16 protein-coding genes and 1 tRNA gene are annotated in these 17740 nt (G+C 68.7%); 10 read left to right on the plus strand and 7 right to left on the minus strand.

Annotated elements, in window-relative coordinates:
• Positions 1 to 236 precede the first annotated feature (236 nt).
• The 3 genes from ACI3KU_RS13520 to ACI3KU_RS13530 are packed head-to-tail and all read left to right on the plus strand — an operon-like array spanning position 237 to position 4173.
• The gene (locus ACI3KU_RS13520) at positions 237 to 1271 is read left to right on the plus strand and encodes a phosphodiester glycosidase family protein (protein WP_404922829.1); all 1035 of its coding nucleotides are present in this window, start codon (positions 237 to 239) and stop codon (positions 1269 to 1271) included.
• On the plus strand, positions 1268 to 2362 hold the full coding sequence (locus ACI3KU_RS13525; RefSeq protein WP_404922830.1) for a glycosyltransferase: 1095 nt from the start codon (positions 1268 to 1270) through the stop codon (positions 2360 to 2362). Before ACI3KU_RS13520 ends, ACI3KU_RS13525 begins: the two co-directional genes overlap by 4 nt.
• 26 nt (positions 2363 to 2388) lie before the next feature.
• A complete protein-coding gene (locus ACI3KU_RS13530; protein WP_404922831.1) occupies positions 2389 to 4173 on the plus strand; it encodes a carbohydrate-binding domain-containing protein in 1785 nt (594 codons plus the stop codon).
• Positions 4174 to 4362: 189 nt separating this feature from the next.
• Here ACI3KU_RS13530 and ACI3KU_RS13535 read toward each other — a convergent pair whose 3' ends face one another.
• Positions 4363 to 5037: an SDR family NAD(P)-dependent oxidoreductase gene (locus tag ACI3KU_RS13535; RefSeq protein WP_404922832.1), complete on the minus strand. Its 675-nt coding sequence runs from the start codon at positions 5035 to 5037 to the stop codon at positions 4363 to 4365.
• A gap of 120 nt (positions 5038 to 5157) precedes the next feature.
• Between ACI3KU_RS13535 and ACI3KU_RS13540 the strand changes: the two genes are divergently transcribed.
• Entirely contained in the window at positions 5158 to 5400 is a 243-nt protein-coding gene (locus ACI3KU_RS13540) for a hypothetical protein (protein ID WP_404922833.1), read from the plus strand.
• A 242-nt stretch (positions 5401 to 5642) separates the two neighbouring features.
• Here ACI3KU_RS13540 and ACI3KU_RS13545 read toward each other — a convergent pair whose 3' ends face one another.
• The gene (locus ACI3KU_RS13545; protein ID WP_404922834.1) at positions 5643 to 7241 is read right to left on the minus strand and encodes an ABC-F family ATP-binding cassette domain-containing protein; all 1599 of its coding nucleotides are present in this window, start codon (positions 7239 to 7241) and stop codon (positions 5643 to 5645) included.
• Positions 7242 to 7535: 294 nt separating this feature from the next.
• Positions 7536 to 8165 carry an alpha/beta hydrolase gene (locus ACI3KU_RS13550; protein WP_404922835.1) on the minus strand — a complete coding sequence of 210 codons (630 nt, stop codon included), beginning with the start codon at positions 8163 to 8165 and terminating at the stop codon, positions 7536 to 7538.
• A gap of 62 nt (positions 8166 to 8227) precedes the next feature.
• On the opposite strand from ACI3KU_RS13550, the gene ACI3KU_RS13555 reads away from it, so the two are divergent.
• Positions 8228 to 8842: an NUDIX hydrolase family protein gene (locus ACI3KU_RS13555; protein WP_404922836.1), complete on the plus strand. Its 615-nt coding sequence runs from the start codon at positions 8228 to 8230 to the stop codon at positions 8840 to 8842.
• A 185-nt stretch (positions 8843 to 9027) separates the two neighbouring features.
• Here ACI3KU_RS13555 and ACI3KU_RS13560 read toward each other — a convergent pair whose 3' ends face one another.
• A complete protein-coding gene (locus ACI3KU_RS13560) occupies positions 9028 to 10098 on the minus strand; it encodes a threonine aldolase family protein (protein ID WP_404922837.1) in 1071 nt (356 codons plus the stop codon).
• Between the two features lie 65 nt (positions 10099 to 10163).
• Between ACI3KU_RS13560 and ACI3KU_RS13565 the strand changes: the two genes are divergently transcribed.
• Both ACI3KU_RS13565 and ACI3KU_RS13570 read left to right on the plus strand, forming a co-directional pair.
• On the plus strand, positions 10164 to 10607 hold the full coding sequence (locus tag ACI3KU_RS13565) for a YdeI/OmpD-associated family protein (RefSeq protein WP_404922838.1): 444 nt from the start codon (positions 10164 to 10166) through the stop codon (positions 10605 to 10607).
• A gap of 3 nt (positions 10608 to 10610) precedes the next feature.
• Positions 10611 to 11543: a phosphotransferase gene (locus ACI3KU_RS13570; RefSeq protein ID WP_404922839.1), complete on the plus strand. Its 933-nt coding sequence runs from the start codon at positions 10611 to 10613 to the stop codon at positions 11541 to 11543.
• 1 nt (position 11544) lies between these two features.
• Here the strand turns inward: ACI3KU_RS13570 and ACI3KU_RS13575 are convergent, their stop codons facing one another.
• The gene (locus ACI3KU_RS13575; RefSeq protein WP_404922840.1) at positions 11545 to 12384 is read right to left on the minus strand and encodes an SDR family NAD(P)-dependent oxidoreductase; all 840 of its coding nucleotides are present in this window, start codon (positions 12382 to 12384) and stop codon (positions 11545 to 11547) included.
• 166 nt (positions 12385 to 12550) lie between these two features.
• Between ACI3KU_RS13575 and ACI3KU_RS13580 the strand changes: the two genes are divergently transcribed.
• Positions 12551 to 13186: an asparagine synthase gene (locus ACI3KU_RS13580; RefSeq protein ID WP_404922841.1), complete on the plus strand. Its 636-nt coding sequence runs from the start codon at positions 12551 to 12553 to the stop codon at positions 13184 to 13186.
• 116 nt (positions 13187 to 13302) lie between these two features.
• A tRNA-Arg gene (locus ACI3KU_RS13585) sits at positions 13303 to 13375 on the plus strand.
• Positions 13376 to 13683: 308 nt separating this feature from the next.
• On the opposite strand, the gene ACI3KU_RS13590 is transcribed toward ACI3KU_RS13585, so the two are convergent.
• Both ACI3KU_RS13590 and pgi read right to left on the minus strand, forming a co-directional pair.
• The gene (locus ACI3KU_RS13590; RefSeq protein ID WP_404922842.1) at positions 13684 to 14361 is read right to left on the minus strand and encodes a TetR/AcrR family transcriptional regulator; all 678 of its coding nucleotides are present in this window, start codon (positions 14359 to 14361) and stop codon (positions 13684 to 13686) included.
• An 80-nt stretch (positions 14362 to 14441) separates the two neighbouring features.
• Positions 14442 to 16124, minus strand: a complete 1683-nt coding sequence (pgi, locus tag ACI3KU_RS13595; RefSeq protein ID WP_404922843.1) for a glucose-6-phosphate isomerase — start codon at positions 16122 to 16124, stop codon at positions 14442 to 14444.
• 83 nt (positions 16125 to 16207) lie between these two features.
• Between pgi and ACI3KU_RS13600 the strand changes: the two genes are divergently transcribed.
• Positions 16208 to 17695 carry an L-serine ammonia-lyase, iron-sulfur-dependent, subunit alpha gene (locus tag ACI3KU_RS13600; protein WP_404922844.1) on the plus strand — a complete coding sequence of 496 codons (1488 nt, stop codon included), beginning with the start codon at positions 16208 to 16210 and terminating at the stop codon, positions 17693 to 17695.
• The last annotated feature ends 45 nt before the right edge of the window (positions 17696 to 17740 follow it).

A 17740-nucleotide genomic window follows, 5' to 3' on the forward strand; every position in this document is an offset into this window, starting at 1 on the left:
GGCTGCGTCCCATCGAGAAACCCAAGCAAGTCCGAGAAACCCTGCAATGCGGGGTTTCTCGGACTTGCTTGGGTTTCTCGCGTCCGTGCGTTGCCGCGTCGCGCGCGGACGCAGGGCGTGCGGCGGAGGGCGGCATAGGAGGGGCATAGGAAACGGAAAGGAGGGCGGGGGAGATGCACCCGGGGCTCATAGGTGGCGCAGGCGATCCACCTCAGCGGGATCCGTAGACAGGGAACATGACCCTCAGAAACGACAACCAGCGCCCGCGCCGACGGCTTCGTCGCGGCACGGCGATCCTTCTCACCGTGACCGGCGTCCTGGTCGTCGCAGGCGGCACGGGCGCCGCCTGGGCGGTTGATCGCTATCTCGTGCAACACGTCGAGATCACCGACGTGGCCGCGTACGAGGCAGCCGCGTCCGGGTCTCCCTCGGCGACGACATCGCCCACCGCGGAAGCGACGGCCGCGACCGGCACCGACGCGACCACGACGGCTGCCGCGGACGCCACCGTCTCCCTCACGGACGACTCCTACAGCGACGGATCGACTTCGATCAGCATCCGGACGGTCACCACGGGCACCGGCGATGCCACCGTCACCTATTACGTGGCCGACGTCACCCTCGGCGACGCCACGACGCTGCGCTCGGCCTTCGCCGACAACCAGTTCGGCGAGAACATCACCGAGACCACCAGCGGCATCGCCGCCGACAACAACGCGGTGTTCGCCATCAACGGCGACTACTACGGTTTCCGCGACACCGGGATCGAGATCCGCAACGGCGTGGTCTACCGCGACGACGGGGCTCGTCTGGGCCTCGCGTTCTATCGCGACGGGTCCGTCACGGTGTACGACGAGACCGCCACCGACGCCAACACGCTGGTCTCCGAGGGCGTGTGGAACACCCTGAGTTTCGGTCCTGCGATCGTCGAGGACGGCGCCGCCGTGTCCGGCGTCGACAGCGTGGAGGTGGACACCAACTTCGGCAACCACTCGATCCAGGGCGAGCAGCCTCGCACCGCGGTGGGCGTGATCGACGACAACCACCTCGTGTTCGTGGTGGTGGACGGCCGGTCGCCCGGGTACAGCGCAGGCGTGACGCTGCCGGGACTCGCCGAGATCATGATCGAGCTGGGCGCGCAGACGGCGTACAACCTCGATGGCGGCGGTTCCTCCACGATGTACTTCAACGGCTCCGTGATCAACCAGCCCTCCAACGGCGGCGAGCGCGGCACCAGCGACATCCTCTACATCGCGAGCGCCGCATCATGATCGTCGTAATTCCCGCGTACGAGCCGGGCGGCCGGCTGGTGCCGCTGGTCGAGTCGCTCGTGGCCGCCGGGCTCGCGGTGATCGTGGTCGATGACGGCTCCGGGGTGGCGTTCGTAGACGTCTTCGCCGACGCGCAGTCCTCCGGTGCGACGCTGCTTCGACACGATCACAACCGTGGCAAGGGCGCGGCGCTGCGAACCGCCTTCGCCCACATCGCAGAACACCACCCCGACGTCGACGTCATCACCGCGGACTCGGACGGTCAGCACACGGTGACCGACATCCTGCACGTCGCGGCCGAACTCGCGGTGGATCGCGAGAACGACGCCCCGACCCTCATCCTCGGCTGCCGTCGGTTCGACGCGGATCAGGGCGGACGACCGGTTCCCACCCGAAGCCGCGTCGGAAACCGGGTCTCGGCCGCGCTGTTCCGCTTCGCGGCGGGCTGGGCGCTCAGCGACACGCAGACCGGGCTGCGGGGAATCCCGGCCGGGATGATCGAGTGGCTCCGGCAGGTGCACGGGGATCGGTTCGAGTACGAGCTGAACATGCTGCTGCACCTGCGTCGCTCCGGCTTCGGTGCGCGCGAGCTGCCCATCCAGACGGTCTACCTCGACCACAATGCCAGCAGCCACTTCCGCCCGTTCACCGACTCGATCCGCGTGATCACGCCCCTGCTGGTGTTCCTGCTGGCGTCGTTCTCCTCGTTCGTGATCGACACCGTGGTGCTGCTCGTCCTCACTGCGGCCACCGGCGCGATCGTGCCGGCGGTGATCGGCGCCCGCGTCATCAGCGGCACGGCGAACTTCCTCCTCAACCGCCGTCTGGTCTTCACCACCGCCGATCGTTCGCGTGCCGCGACCGCGCGCGCTGCCATGCGATACGCCGTGCTGGCCGGCGTCATGCTGCTGTCCAACGTCGTGTGGATGGCCTACCTCACCGACAACGGCGTTCACGTGCTGCTGGCGAAGGTGATCACCGAGTGCACCCTGCTCGTGATCGGCTTCCGTGCCCAGCGCTCCTTCGTCTTCCGCGAGTCCTCGCCTCGCGCGGCCCACACCCTTCCCTCCCGCGTACCCGCGGGGACCTGACACCTTCGAACAACAGGAGCAAAGAAATGCGAAACCGTCGAATCATCCTCAGCACCCTTCCTCTCGCGGCACTCGCGCTCATCGTCTCGGGCTGCAGCGTCGCCGCGGCCAGCTCGACCGCCACACCCACGGCCGTGGTCTCCACCGCCGCGAGCGCGGAGGAGACCCCCACAGCCCAGACCGCGGCCGAGACAGTCAGCACCACGGGAGGCGATCTCTCCGCGGTCACGCTGGCGAGTGCGAACGCGGACATCACCGTGGTCCGTGACGACGAATGGTCCGAAGCCGATGCGGAGGACATCACGCTGTCGGGGTCGAGCGCCTCGAGCGGCGCGTCGGGGGTGAGCGTCACCGGATCCACGGTGACGATCTCGGCCGCCGGCGTCTATCGACTGACCGGCACCCTGGACGGCAGCGTCGTGGTGGCGGCGCCGGAGGATGCGCAGGTCGTGCTCATTCTCGACGGCGCGACGATCACGGCCAGCAGCGGGCCGGCCATCTCGGTCACCAGCGCGGATGACGTCGTCCTTCATCTCGCTGGCGGCACCAGTAGCAGCGTCACAGACGCCGCCGATACGGCGGATGCGGACGCGAACGCCGCGATCTACAGCACGGCGGATCTGACGATCTCCGGCGACGGCTCGCTCACCGTGTCCGGGATCGGGAACGACGGCATCGCGACGACCGACGACCTCGCGATCATCGGCGGCACGGTGTCGGTGACCGCTGTCGATGATGGACTCCGCGGGAAGGATGCCGTCCTCATCGAGGATGGCGCCGTGACCGTCGATGCCGGCGGCGACGGCCTCACGAGCGATCAGGCCGACGACGCCACGAAGGGCGTGGTGCAGATCGAAGGCGGCTTCGTGGACATCACCGCCGGGGACGACGCGATCGCAGCCTCCAGCGACGTTCTGATCACGGGCGGCACGGTCACGGGTGAGGCGGGCGGGGGAGCGAGCGCCGCGGTGGCGCAGGACGCATCGCCGCGAGGCATCGTTGCCGATGTCGCGATCGCCCTCGACGGCGGCACTGTCACGCTCAGCGCGGCGGACGACGGCGTGCACTCCAACGGCACCATCGGTATCGGTGGTGCAACGGTCACGGTGGCCGCCGGTGACGATGGGGTGCACGCGGATGCGCGCGTCGCCATCACCAGCGGAGCGCTGACCGTCTCGCAGTCGAACGAGGCGCTGGAGAGCGCCGCGATCAGCATCAGCGGTGGCACGGTGGATCTCACCAGCGATGACGACGGCGTCAATGCGTCCGGCGGGTCGTCCTCGTCCTCGTCCTCGTCCTCGGGCACGGGCACGTCCTCGGGCACGGGCGGCGGAATGTCGAACACGGGCGAGACGCTGGAGATCTCCGGGGGAACCGTCACGGTGACGGCCGAGGGCGATGGTCTCGATTCGAACGGCACGATCGCGATCACCGGTGGCGAGATCGTCGTCTACGGCCCGACCGGCAGCGGGAACGGTGCGCTGGATTCCAACGGCGGCATCACGATCTCCGGGGGAACACTGCTCGCCCTGGGCAGCGCCGGAATGGCGGAGACCCCCGAGGCCGATTCGCCGCAGGCCTGGGTCGCCGCGTCGCTGTCCGGCTCCGCGGGTGATGTGGTGACGGTCACCGACGCGTCGGGCACCGTGATCGCGACGACCACGGCGGCGAAGCAGTACGCGACGGTGGTGGCGTCGTCGGGTGCCGTGACGTCGGGCACCTACACGTTCACGAGCTCGTCGGGCTCCAGCGTCACGGCCGAGACCGGCACCGCCTTCGCTGGTGGCATGGGCGGAGGCCCGCGCCACTGAGCCCGCGCCGCGGAGGCCCGCGCCGCTGACCCGCGAGACTTCCGTCTGTGGGCGAGAATCCATGCGTTGCGAGGATTCTCGCCCACATTCGGAAGTCTCGCGGGGGATGTGTTGGGTGCACGGACCCCCGGCGACAGTTACGCAGACGGGGTCAGGGCTGGATTTCGCGGCCGGCTGCTCGGTGCGAGGTCAGTGCCGGAACGAAAAAGCGCCGTCAGCGAAGAGCCGCTGGCCCGACACCCACCGACCCTCGGGCGACAGCAGGAACGAAGCGACGGCGGCGATGTCACGGGGTGTGCCGAGCCGGCCCATTGGGGTCTCCGCGGCGAGCAGTTCGCGGGTCGCGTCGTCCATCCATCCGGTGTCGATCGGTCCCGGGTTCAGCACGTTCGCGGAGATCCCGCGCGGACCGAGCTCTCGCGCGGCGGAGCGGACGAGCCGATCCAGCGCTCCCTTCGAGGCGCCGTACGGCAGATTTCCGGTGGTGTGGTCGCTGGTGAGCGCGAGGATCGCCCCACCCTCCGTGGGTGCCTGCCGTGCGAACGCGGCGATGAGCAGCAGCGAGGCGCGGGCGTTGATCGCGACGTGCCGATCGAAGCTCTCCGCGGTGGTGTCCAGGAGCCCGCTCTCCACGTCGTGGGCATGCGAGAGGACGAGAGCGGTGATCGGTCCGTGTGCGGCCGACACCTCCGCGATGAGCACGTCCGGTGCCGCCGGATCGGCGAGGTCACAGGGATGATCCGCATCGCGCAGGTCGGTGGTGACCACGCGCCAGCCGTCGGCGCGCAGGCGCGGAACGATGCCGGCGGCGATGCTGTTGGCGCGGGCGGCACCCGTGATGAGTGCGAGGGGTGAGTGAGTCATATCGTCTCCGGGTCAGGGGATCGTCAGGGGTTCTCGGGGGTCCCGTACATCGGAAGATGTACGTCCGAAGTCCGTCTCTCGGGCGATGCGCCGAGGTCGCGGGTTTTCTAGCGTTGAGGCATGAACATCACGAGGGAGCCCGCTGGCCGCCGCACCCGTCCCGCTCGGTCGAGCGCGCCGATCCGTACCGCCGAGGTGATGATGTCGCTGCTGATCGGTATGCTCGCCGGCTGGGGCGTGGCCCTCGCGCTTCCGCGAGAGCCGATCTCTGCCGTCGTCGGCATCCCCGTCGCAATCGTGTTGGCTCTGATCGCGGACGTTGTGATTTCGCGGGTTCGTCGCAATTACCTCGCCAACGACTGACGCCGGTTCGGGCGCGTCGCGCGGTTGATCGCGAGCCCGCTCCAGCAACTGGTCGCGGTTCCGCGAACCGTCGTGCTTCGCGGCCGTCGACTCCCGCGGCCGCCGGCTCCCGCGAGACAACGCGACCACACATCATCGTGCGTCCCACGCCACCACATCACCCGCGAGAATTCCGTGTGTGGGCGAGAATCGCCGCGTTGCGCGGATTGTCGCCCACAGACGGAAGTCTCACGGGTCATGGGTCAGGTGAGTTCGTCGATGCGGCCGGCATCGTCGATCCGGAGGGTGCGGTCGATGCCCAGACCGTCCAGAAAAGCCTGGTCGTGGCTGGTCACCAGGATGGCCCCGCGATAGCCCGACAACGCCGCGACGAACTGCTCCACGGTATCGATGTCGAGGTTGTTGGTCGGCTCGTCGAGCACCAGCAGCTGCGCCGGGGGCTCCGTCAGCAGCAGCTGGGCGAGGGCGACCCGGAAGCGCTCGCCCCCGGAGAGCGTTCCGACCGGACGCTCGGCCGTGGTGCCTCGGATCAGGAACCGCGCCAGACGGTTGCGCAGCTCCCGATCGGGCACGTGCGGCGCGGCGGCCCCGACGTTCTGCGTGGCTGAGCGAGAGTCATCCAGGCCATCGAGGCGCTGGGAGAGCAGACCGATCCGATCGGTGTGCGCCTCAGCGCTCAGGTGCGGGAGCCAGTGCGCCGGTTCCCCGGTCACCAGAGAACGCAGCAGCGTGGTCTTGCCGACCCCGTTCGCGCCCACCAGCGCCGTGCGCTCCGGACCCTGCAGGATCCACTCGCGCTCACCATCGGTGAGCGTGGCGATGCGGCGACCGGCCGCGACATCCGGGTCGGGCAGATCGATGCGGATGGTGTCGTCGTCGCGAATGCGTCGCTCTGCGACCTCGTGCGCGGCGCGCGCGGTGTCCTCCTTCTCCCGCATCTCGGTGCGGAGGTTTCCCGCCGAGACCTGCGCGGCCATACGACGTCCGTGCGCCACGATCCGCGGCACGCGCTTCTCCCGCTCGGCCTTCTTCGCCATCTTCGACCGGGTGGCCAGCTTCAGATCGGCCTCGATGCGCTCGCGCTTCTCGCGTCGTACGACGCCCGCGGCGGTGCGCTCCGCTGCCTTCGCCGCCTCCTGCTCCGTCTCCAACCAGGCCCGCCACTCGGTGTACGGACCACCAAACACCGACAGCTCGCCGTCGTACAGCTCGGCGGTGTCGTCCATGAGATCCAGCAGCTCGGTGTCGTGACTGACCACGATGAGGGTGCCCGGCCAACTCGCAACGAGAGACCCCAGCCGTGTCCGGGCCTCGCGATCGAGGTTGTTGGTCGGTTCGTCCAGCAGCGTGATATCCGGGCGACGCAGTCGCAGGCCGGAGATCGCGGCGAGTATCGACTGACCGCCCGACAGGGTGCCGACGGTGCGGTCCAGAGCATCGGCGGGAAGACCCGCCTCGGCGAGCGCGGTCATCGCCCGCGCCTCGATGTCCCAGTCCGTTCCGATCGTGTCGAAGTGCTCGGGCGCGACATCGCCGGACTCGACGGCGCGCACCGCGGCAAGCGTGTCGGCGACACCGAGGAGCTCGGCGACGGGACGATCCACCTCCCGAGTGAGGCGCTGGTCGAGCGTTGCGACCGTGCCTCGCGCCTCGACGCGGCCGCGCGTGGGCGTCAGGTCGCCGGCGATGAGCTTGAGCAGTGTGGATTTGCCGGAGCCGTTGCGGCCCACGAGTCCGGTGCGGGCGGTGGAGATCGCACCGGAGACGGCGGCAAGCGCGATGGTGCCGTCCGGCCAGGTGTAGGAAAGGTCGTCCAAGACGACGGATGGGGTAAATGGCATGAGATGAACCTCCCGGTCAGTTGAGAAGCGCTGACACGGGAACCCAGCGGAACCGCCATCGAGAGAGTCAAGGGCGTGCGCGGGTGCGACGTTCAGCGCGAGGGGTGCGCTGAACGTCGGCCGACAAGCCGTGGAAGAACGGCGTCTCCGGAAAGTGGAGCGGTGGTCGACGAATCAGCGCGCTTACAGCGCGGAAGCGTCGGAAACAATCACCGCTTGATCCTCACGTCGGGGACAGGACGTCGTCCACGATACCGGACGTGCGCCGATCTCGCATCCCGGGCGTGTTGTGACCTACGCGTGCTTGGCGAGGAAGTGGCGGAGATCGTCCAGCTCCTCGCCACTGACCGCATGGCCGAGTCCTGGGTACACGCGCCCGGTCAGGGCACTGTGTGTGGGAAGCCAGCCGGCCGTGAAGTCGACCGCAGCGCGGGGGATCACCTCGTCTTCGCTGCCGCGGCCCCAGAACACCGGCACACGCAGATCGGTCAGCCGGGCGTCCTCCACGCGCTCCTCGGCGGCGGCGTATCCCGAGAGGTTCGCGGCGAATCGCACGCGTTCGGGCGCGATCCGCAATGTCTGCAGGGCCACCGCCGCACCCTGTGAGAAGCCGATCAGGCCGACACGCTCCAGGCCACGCCCATCGAGCCAGGCGATGAGCGCACGAGCGGCGCGCGTGATACCCGCGGCGTCGCGCGTGCCCGGCTCGTCGATGTCATACCAGGAGTGCCCGGACATCGGCCAGCGTGGGGGCAGCGGTGCACGCACCGCGGCGTAGGTCGCATCCTCCATGAGGTACGACACCAGCCCGAAGAGGTCGTTCTCATCCGATCCGTAGCCGTGCAGCAGCACCGTCACCGGTGCTTCGTCCGCTGTCCGAGACCAGCGCACTGCCGCATCGTCGAGCATCAGTTCCTCACTCATGCGCTCATCCTCCCAGAGGCCTCAGACACCTGCGCGACCGAGGCGTCGGGTATACAGGAAGCATGACCGTACGCACGCCTGATCCCGATCCCGCCGACGACGGCCGCGATCCCCTCGAGGGCCTCACCGGCATGGGCCATGAGCTGCGGCTGCCGGGGTCGAACCCAGGCTGGCTGAGCGACGTCGAGCTTCTGGAGGCGCGACGGCACCTGCCGATCCTCTATGTGGAGGCGGTACCGGTGCGCACCGACGGGACGGGTGCGGTGACCGACGTCGGGATCCTGTTGCGGGCGACCCCCGTGGGTGAGATCACCCGCACGATCGTGTCAGGTCGCGTGCGCTACGGCGAGACGGTGCGCGACGCCCTGTTCCGCCACCTCGAGAATGATCTGGGTCCGATGGCGTTCCCGATGCTTCCGCCGCAGCCGACGCCGTTCACCGTGGCCGAGTACTTCCCGATTCCCGGGCTGAGCGCCTTCCACGACGATCGTCAGCACGCGGTTTCATTGGCCTTCGTGGTACCCGTCACCGGCACGTGCGAGCCGCGTCAGGATGCGCTGGAGGTCACCTGGCTCACGCCGGAAGAGGCCCAGAGCGCGGAGCTGTCGGCGGAGATGGAGGGCGGCCGGGGCACACTGGTGCGCCAGGCGCTCGCCTCGGTGGGCGCCCTGCGCTGATGCCCCTCGGGCGGCAGCGAGGACGACAAAAGCAATAGGCCGGCGCGGCAGGCCCCGTAGCCGGAACAAGGCAACGACTATCTGGACCACGCCACCGGGGCGGATCAACGAAGACCACTGCGACACGTGAGCAGGCAACGCTGAAGTGTCCGAGAACGGTGTCGTCCTCGGACGTGGCTGGCGATTCAGCGCGCGGCGGTCTCCGCGGTGAGCAGTTCCACCAGGGAGTCGACGTCGGACTCGGCGGTGTCGAAGCTGCACACCCACCGAACTTCGCGGCGTGCCTCGTCCCAGTCGTAGAACCGGAACGTCTCGCGGAGTCGATCGGCGACGCCGGCCGGCAGCGTGAGGAACAGTCCGTTGGCCTGCGTCGGCTGCGTGAACTCCACGCCCGTGATCTCTCCGGCGGCGATGCGAGCGTCGACGGCCGTGCGCAGACGAGCCGCCATGGCGTTCGAGTGGCGGGCGTTGCGGAGATACAGATCGCCCTCGTAGAGCGCGATCAGCTGCGCGGACACGAAGCGCATCTTCGACGCGAGCTGCATGTTGGTCTTGCGGAGGTAGGTCAGGCCCTGCGATGCCTCGGGGTTCAGCACGACGATGGCCTCGGCGACCATCGCGCCGTTCTTCGTGCCGCCCACGCTCAGCACGTCCACGCCGGCGTCACGCGTGAACGCGCGCAGCGGCAGGTCCAGGGCGGCGGCGGCGTTGGCGATGCGTGAGCCGTCCATGTGCAGGCGCATGCCGAGGGAGTGGACGTGATCGGCGATGGCGCGGATCTCGTCGACGGTGTAGAGCGTGCCGAGTTCGGTGGACTGGGTGAGGGAGACCACCAGCGGCTGGGCGCGGTGCTCGTCGCCCCACCCGCGGGCCTCGATGTCGATCAGTTCGGGCGTCAGCTTGCCGTTGTCGGTGGGCACGGTCCAGAGCTTGATGCCGCCGACCTTCTCCGGCGCGCCGCCCTCGTCCACGTTGATGTGGGCACTCTGTGCGCACACGACAGCGCCCCAGCGGGGGAGCATCGACTGCAGTCCCACCACATTTGCGCCGGTGCCGTTGAACACGGGGAAGGTCTCCACACCGTCACCGAAATGTCCGCGGAAGACCTCGCCCAGTCGGGTGCTGTAGACGTCTTCGCCGTAGGCCACCTGGTGGCCGTCGTTGGCGGCCGAGATCGCGGTCAGCACCTCGGGGTGGATGCCGGAGTAGTTGTCGGAGGCGAAGCCGCGGAGGCTGACGTCGTGGATCGTGGTCACCTCCCCAGCCTAGAACCTCGTCCCGCCTGCGAGCGCTCGGCCGCACGGGGTCGTATGCTCCCGACATGAAGACGACGACGTTCACGACCGAGCTGTATTCCGCCGACGGTCGTAACACCGGAATCCGCGTCTCGCCGGAGGTCCTCGAAGAGTGGGGCGTGGGTCAGCGGGTCCCGGTGCTGGTGGACGTCAATGGATTCGTGTATCGCTCCACGATCACGCCGATGCGCGGCCAGCTGCTCATCCCGTTCTCCTCCGACAAGCGTGCGGAGACCGGTCTCGGTGCGGGCGATGCGATCACCGTCACCCTGACCCATGACGCCGAGGAGCGCTCGGTCGAGGTGCCCGACGACCTTGCGGGCGCTCTGGAGGCGGCGGGACTTCGACCGGCCTTCGAAGCCCTCGCGTTCAGCCACCGCAAGGAGCACGTTCGCGCGGTCACCGACGCGAAGAAGGCGGAGACGCGCCAACGACGCATCGAGGCGATCATCGCGAAGCTCAGCGGCTGACCCATGTCCGACGACGATCGCCGCACGCCGGTGGACCCGCCGCGGATGCACGCGGATCAACTGGTGATCGAGCCCGACCAGGTGGAGCGGCTCGTCGCGGCGGCGCGGCCCGCGTGGGCGGGCCGGCCCGTAGCCGCGATCCGTTCCCAGGGCACGGTCAATGCCATCTTCCGCGTGGGGCGCTCCGTGACCGCGCGCTTCGCGCTGCAGCCGAACGAACCGGTGGCGCATCGCACGGCACTGGAACGCGAAGCGCATCGTTCAGCCCGGTTTCTGCAGGTGTGCCCGGTGGCAGCACCCGAGCCGCTGCTGATCGGCGAGGCGGGAGAGGGGTATCCGCTGGCGTGGACCGCGCAGAGCTGGGTGGATGGCGACGTGGTCGATCCGCGCGCGTTCGCGGCCTCGCGTGACCTGGCGGACGATCTCATCGACCTGCTGGCGACACTGCGCGAGGTGGACGTCGCCGGCGAGGCGTTCCGGGGCTACGGGCGTGGCGACGAGCTCGCACCCTTCGACGATTGGGTTCAGGAATGCCTGCGGCGCAGCGTCGGAATCATCGATACCGCCGCGGTTGAGCACCTGTGGTCCCGGCTCGGGGAGTTTCCCGCACCCGCCGGTCGGAGCCTCAGCCACACGGATCTGGTGCCGGGCAACGTGCTCGTGCGCGACGGTCGGCTGGTGGGACTGCTGGACACGGGCGACGCGTCGGCTGCCGATCCGGCACTGGACCTGGTCATCGCCTGGCACCTGTTCGGCCCGGAGATGCGCGAGCGGGTGCGGCTCGGCCTGGAGTCGTCGGACGAGGAGTGGGCGCGCGGTGCCGGGTGGGCCCTCGTGCAGGCGATCGGGCTGGTCTGGTACTACGAGACGAGCAACCCGGTGATGGCGGCGCTCGGCCGATCGACGCTCGCTCGACTCGCCCCCTCGGAGGTGTGAGTCAGGCGATCGGAGTGGTCGTGTCTGTCGCCTCACGCAGCGGGCCGCGCATCAGGTTCCAGTACCGCACGGGCATCGCGCGAGTGATCCAGTCCACCAGGTAGGCCTTGCGGCCGATCAACGTGCGCGCGCGTCGCTCGATCGTGGCGCGGATGATGATCTCCGCGGCCTCCTCGGGTTCCGTCTCGTACATGTGCGCCTGCGCCTCAGCGGCCCGCGCGGCGATGGCCGGATCGATCGCGGCCGCGTAACGACCGTGCAGGATGATCCCCGTCTTCACTCCGGCGGGATAGATCGCGCCCACCGTGACCGTGGAACCCTCCAGCTCGTGCCGCAGTGCCTCCGTGAAACCGCGCACCGCGTACTTGCTCATCGCGTAGGGGATGCGACCGGCGGGAGCGCCGAGTGCGTAGATCGAGGCGAGGTGCGTGATGTGCGCGGCAGGGGATCGGCGCAGTGCGGGTAGGAGCGCTTTGGTGATCGAAACCGTGCCCCAGAGGTTCACGTCCATGAGCCAGCGCATCTCCGCCATCGTGAGCTGGTCGAGGTTTCCGAGCATCGATGATCCGGCGCAGGTGATGAGCGACTGCACGCCCCCATGTGCGCGCTCGATCTCGGCGGCTGCCTCCGCCACGGCGTCGTCGTCGATGAGGTCCACGGTGTGCGTGGTGACCATGCCCTCGGGCAGGTCGGAGGCGAGACGGGCGAGTCCGTCGGCATCGCGATCGATCAGGGCGAGCCGAGCACCGCGAGCCGCGAGCCCGCGGGCCACCTGCGCACCCATGCCGCTTGCGGCTCCCGTGATGACCGTCACGTTCCCGGTCACGTCGAGTTTCGCCATGCTGACCTCCGTCGTCTGTCCGCGCGCCGATGCCGGACCTCTCGATTCTGCCGCGCGGGCCCTGCGGCACTGCGGAGCCGGTGCATCGAAAGCGGGCGTGTCGGGCCGGGGCGGCTACGCTGAGATGACCGGCGTCGTGCGGCCCGGGCTGCGACGATGCAGAAACGTGGACGACAGGGGAGGCCCGGTGGGAGCGAAGCTCAATGAAGCGATCGCCGAGGGCATGTCCATTGCACTGGCCGCCGGTCGGCTGTCGCTGAAGAACCAGATCCTGGTGGACACGATCGCGGGCGACGCGGCATTCGAGACCGATCGCTTCATGCAGGTCGCGCGCCAGATCCTGGGCGATCTGGCTGACGAGTCTTCGGACGCCGCAAACCGACTGAAGCGGCAGGGCCGCAAAGCCTGGGGCAAGTACTCGCTGTCTGACGGCACCCACGACTACCGCGACCGAGATGTCAAGAACCTGCGCCGTCGCCGTAAGCAGTCCGCGGGCGTCGCGGTGCGCCTGCGCCAGCTCGCCGCCGATGACGAACAGGTTCGTGAGCTGGTGGAGGACGCGCGCGAGGCAGCGTGGGGCGATGTCTCGTCCAACCTCGATCGACGTCTGCGCGCCGAGAGCATGCGCCCGGATGCCGACCCCGACTACGGCAAGATGCGCGACGCGAGGATGCAGGCACTGCGCCTCGTGGATCTGCAGGCCCTGGAGTCGCAGGTGCGCGCTCGCAAGAAAGCGGAGAAGGTGGAGGAAGCGGAGAAGGCCGAGAAGGCCGATCGGAAGGCTGCCAAGGGGAAGTCCTGATCCGCTGAGAGAACATCGACCCGACGCGCCCGGGCAGAACGTGCGGATTCGCGCTCCGTGACGGAGTGCGTTAGGCTGTTCTACGGCCGCCGCACGAGAGTGCAGAAGCCGAAAATGCGCCCGTAGCTCAATGGATAGAGCATCTGACTACGGATCAGAAGGTTAGGGGTTCGAGTCCCTTCGGGCGCACACTGTGTTGAGACAGTAGACGCAAGCCCCGGTGAAAACCGGGGCTTGCGTCGTTTCCGCCGTGGGTGGTCGCGGAGCGACGGATGACCTCGCCGTCGTGCGGTCTCACTTGCTGCTGTTTCGATCGGCGCCCACTGCTTCTTCTGAGGCCAGTGCGACCACCGCTCTCAGAAGATGTTGCTTTGCACCGCGGTGTTTGCACCTTCTGAGACCGCCGACGTGGGAGCGGGGTGTGCGGCTGACGCGCCTGTCGGGACCATCTTCACGAACGGTGGGCTCGCGTAGCGGCAGATTCGCGGCGACCGCCGTCACCCTCGAAAGCGATCGAGCCACTCGCGCATGAGAGCCGATTCGGCGGGGGAGAACCCCGGGCCGGGTTCGTCGAGGGCCGCGGTCAGCATGGTGGCTGCGGCCGATCGGCGATCCGCGCCGGCGTCGACATCCTCCTCGATCAGGATCGCCCGGAGCACGGCTTCGCGCACCTCGGCGGAGGCATCCGCGTGACCGAGGGTCTCCGGTCGCAGCAGCAGGGTGAGAGCGACGCCGCTGTTCGCGCTCATCACGATTCGGGCTGCGGCGTCCGGGGCCATGACGAGGCGGCCGGATGCCGCCACGCGCCGCAGCACATCGGTGAGGAGTCGCATCGCTTCATGGGCCGCCGCGACGCGTGAGCCCAGGGGCGAGGCGAACACCAGACAATAGGCGTGCGGGTTCTGGAGCGCGAACGCGGTGTGAGCATCCCAGCCAGCACGCACGTCCGCGATCGGATCCGCGGAGGCCTCGACCCGTCGCTTCCCGGCGAGATACGACTCCCATGCCGCGTCGGCGACTGCGGCCAGCAGACCGTCCTTGTCACCGAACAGCCGGTACAGCACGGGCTGCGTGACGCCGGCGGCCTCGCAGACGGCGCGCGTCGAGATGTCGCCGTCAGCGGAGTCGGCGAGCAGCGCCGAGGCGCGCGCGATGATCAGCGATCTCGTGTCCACATATCGATGGTATCCGCGGGCGCGGAGATCGAAAACGCCGCCCGGAGTGACCTCCGAGCGGCGTTTTCCAACTTCACGCGTCAGGCGTTGCGGTGGGCGTGGTAGTAAGCCAGCAGCGCCTGCGTCGACGCGTCCTGCGCTGCGATGGCGTCGGCGTCGCCCTCGATCGCGGGTGCGATCTGCAGCGCGAGCTGCTTGCCGAGCTCCACACCCCACTGGTCGAAGGAGTTGATGCCCCAGATCGTGCCCTCGGTGAACGTGATGTGCTCGTACAGCGCGATCAGCTGACCGAGCACCGCGGGCGTGAGCGCAGGAGCGATGATCGAGGTGGTCGGCCGGTTTCCCGCGAACGTGCGCGCGGCGATGAGGGCACCGGTGGTGCCCTCAGCCTCGACCTCCTCGGCCGTCTTGCCGAAGGCCAGCGCCTTGGTCTGGGCCAGGAAGTTGGCGAGGAACAGACCGTGCACGTCGCGACCATCGTCCTGCAGCGGATAGCCGGGGTTCGCAACCGCGATGAAGTCGGCCGGGATCAGGCGGGTGCCCTGGTGGATCAGCTGGTAGAACGCATGCTGACCGTTGGTGCCGGGCTCACCCCAGAAGACCTCGCCGGTGGCGGTCGTGACGGGCGAGCCGTCCCAGCGCACGGACTTGCCGTTGGATTCCATCGTGAGCTGCTGCAGGTACGCGGGGAAGCGGTGCAGCAGCTGCGCGTACGGCAGCACAGCGTGTGTCTGCGCGTCGAGGAAGTTGGTGTACCAGACGTTGAGCAGCCCCATCAGGACCGGCACGTTGCGCTCGATCGGCGTGGTGCGCACGTGCTCGTCCACCGCGTGGAATCCGGCGAGGAGGTCGGCGAACGCGTCGGGGCCGAGAGCGATGTTCAGCGACAGGCCGATCGCCGAGTCGACCGAGTAGCGACCGCCCACCCAGTCCCAGAATCCGAACGCGTTGGCCGGGTCGATGCCGAACGCGGCCACCTTGTCCAGCGCAGTGGAGACAGCGACGAAATGGTGCGCCACGGCGTCCTGCTTCGCGGCATCGGAGTCGTCGATCGCGCCCGTCGCTCCGAGCTTCTCCCACAGCCAGTCACGTGCGAGGCGGGCGTTGGTGAGCGTCTCCAGCGTGGTGAACGTCTTCGACGCCACGATGAACAGCGTGGTCTCGGGGTCGAGATCCGCCGTCTTCAGCGCGATGTCGGTGGGGTCGATGTTCGACACGAACTTCGCCTGGATGCCGGCAGTGGCATACGGCTGCAGCGCCTCGTAGACCATGACGGGTCCGAGGTCAGAGCCTCCGATGCCGATGTTGACCACGTGGGTCACCTTCTTGCCCGTGATGCCGGTCCACTCACCCGAGCGAACACGATCGGCGAACGCGCGCATCGCGTCGAGCACGGCGTGCACATCGGTGTCGACGTCCTGGCCGTCGACCGTCAGAGCTGGTGTCGCACCGGCGGGACGACGCAGTGCCGTGTGCAGGACCGCGCGGTCTTCGGTGGTGTTGATGTGGGTGCCCTCGAGCATCGCGGCGAAGCGGGAGGCGACCCCCGTCTCCTCGGCGAGCTTCACGAGAGAGGCGAGGATCTCGTCGGTGACGAGGTTCTTCGACAGGTCGACGTGCAGATCGGCGAGCTCGAAGCTCAGCCGCTCCACGCGTCCCGGATCCTGCGCGAACCAGGTGCGCAGATCGGGGGCGAATCCGTCGCGCGCGGCGGAGAGCTCGGCCCAGGCAGAGGTGGCGGTTGCATCGATGGGAGTGGTCACGCCCTCCACGGTAGTGCCGTCTGCGCAGATCCGGGCGTGGTGTGTCCGATGCCTCGCCTGCGCTGCGGGATTACGCTGGGGTGGTGAGCGCTTACGTGTCCGCATTTGATCTGTTCTCCATCGGTGTAGGACCCTCCAGCTCCCACACCGTCGGACCCATGCGCGCGGGCGTCGACTTCGCCCGACGACTGGCCGCATCCGACTCCCTGCCGCGAACCGCGCGCGTGACCTGTTCGCTGTATGGCTCGCTCGGGGCCACCGGCCTCGGCCATGGGACGCCCGACGCTGTGGTGGCGGGACTTCGAGGCCAGGAGCCGGAGACGGTGGACCCGGCAGAGGTTCGCGAAGCGTGGTCGCACTATCCGGAGGGCGAGCCGCTCGTGCTCGCCGGCGTTCATCCGGTGCCGTTCCGCAAGGACGACATCACCTTCGAGGCCCGCACCCGCTTGCCCGGCCATCCCAACGCGATGACACTGCGCGCGTTCGACGAGGCCGGCAGCATCCTCACTCAAGAGACGTACTACTCGGTGGGCGGCGGATTCATCCGTCGCGACGGAGAGAGCACGGAGGTGGCTTCGACCGCCTTCCCCTTCGCCTACTCCGATGCCGCCACGCTCCTGGAGCTGTGCGACGAGCACGGGCTCACCATCGCCGAACTCGCCCGCCTCAACGAGGAATCGCTCCATGGCGAGGCGGAGGTTGCGGCCGGCCTCGACGCCATCTGGGACGCGATGAGCTCCTGCGTGAACGTGGGACTGCACACCGGCGGGGTGCTCCCCGGCATCCTCGGAGTCAAGCGCCGCGCCTCAACAATTCGCGAACAGCTGGAGAACGTGGAATCCGATGGTCATCGGGAGCTGCCGGGGGAGTGGCTCGGGGCATTCGCGCTCGCGGTCAACGAGGAGAACGCGGCCGGCGGTCGGGTCGTCACGGCGCCGACGAACGGTGCCGCCGGAATCCTGCCCGCGGTCGCGATGTACTGGTGGCGGTTCCTGGCCGATTCCGGTCTCGGACGCGGCAACGCGGTCACGCCCTACGGAGAGCTGGTGGGCAGCGCACTTCTCGGTTTCGGCGGCGAGCCGACCGATGTGCCCGACGGTGATGACGACGCGATCGCGGAGGCCAACCGCCGCCGTGGGATCCGTCGCTTCCTGCTCACGGCCACCGCTCTGGGTTCGCTGTTCAAGGCGAACGCGTCCATCTCCGGTGCCGAAGGCGGCTGTCAGGCCGAGGTCGGATCCGCATGCGCCATGGCTGCGGGCGGCCTCACCGCGGTGATGGGCGGCACCAACCGGCAGATCGAGAACGCCGCTGAGATCGCGATGGAGCACCACCTGGGACTCACGTGCGACCCGGTGGGCGGACTGGTGCAGATCCCCTGCATCGAGCGCAACGCGATTGCGGCCTCCACCGCGGTGACGGCTGCGCGGCTCGCGCTGCGCGGCGACGGCAACCACTTCGTCTCGCTGGACATGGTGGTCGAGACGATGCGTCAGACCGGCATCGACATGTCCACGAAGTACAAGGAGACCAGCGAGGGCGGCCTCGCGGTCAACGTCATCGAGTGCTGAGCCTGCGCTGAATCGAGGAGATTTCGTCCACGGCGTGCCGGATTC

The organism is Microbacterium sp. ZW T5_56 (assembly GCF_044987425.1).
In the GTDB taxonomy this organism is placed as follows: Bacteria; Actinomycetota; Actinomycetes; order Actinomycetales; family Microbacteriaceae; genus Microbacterium.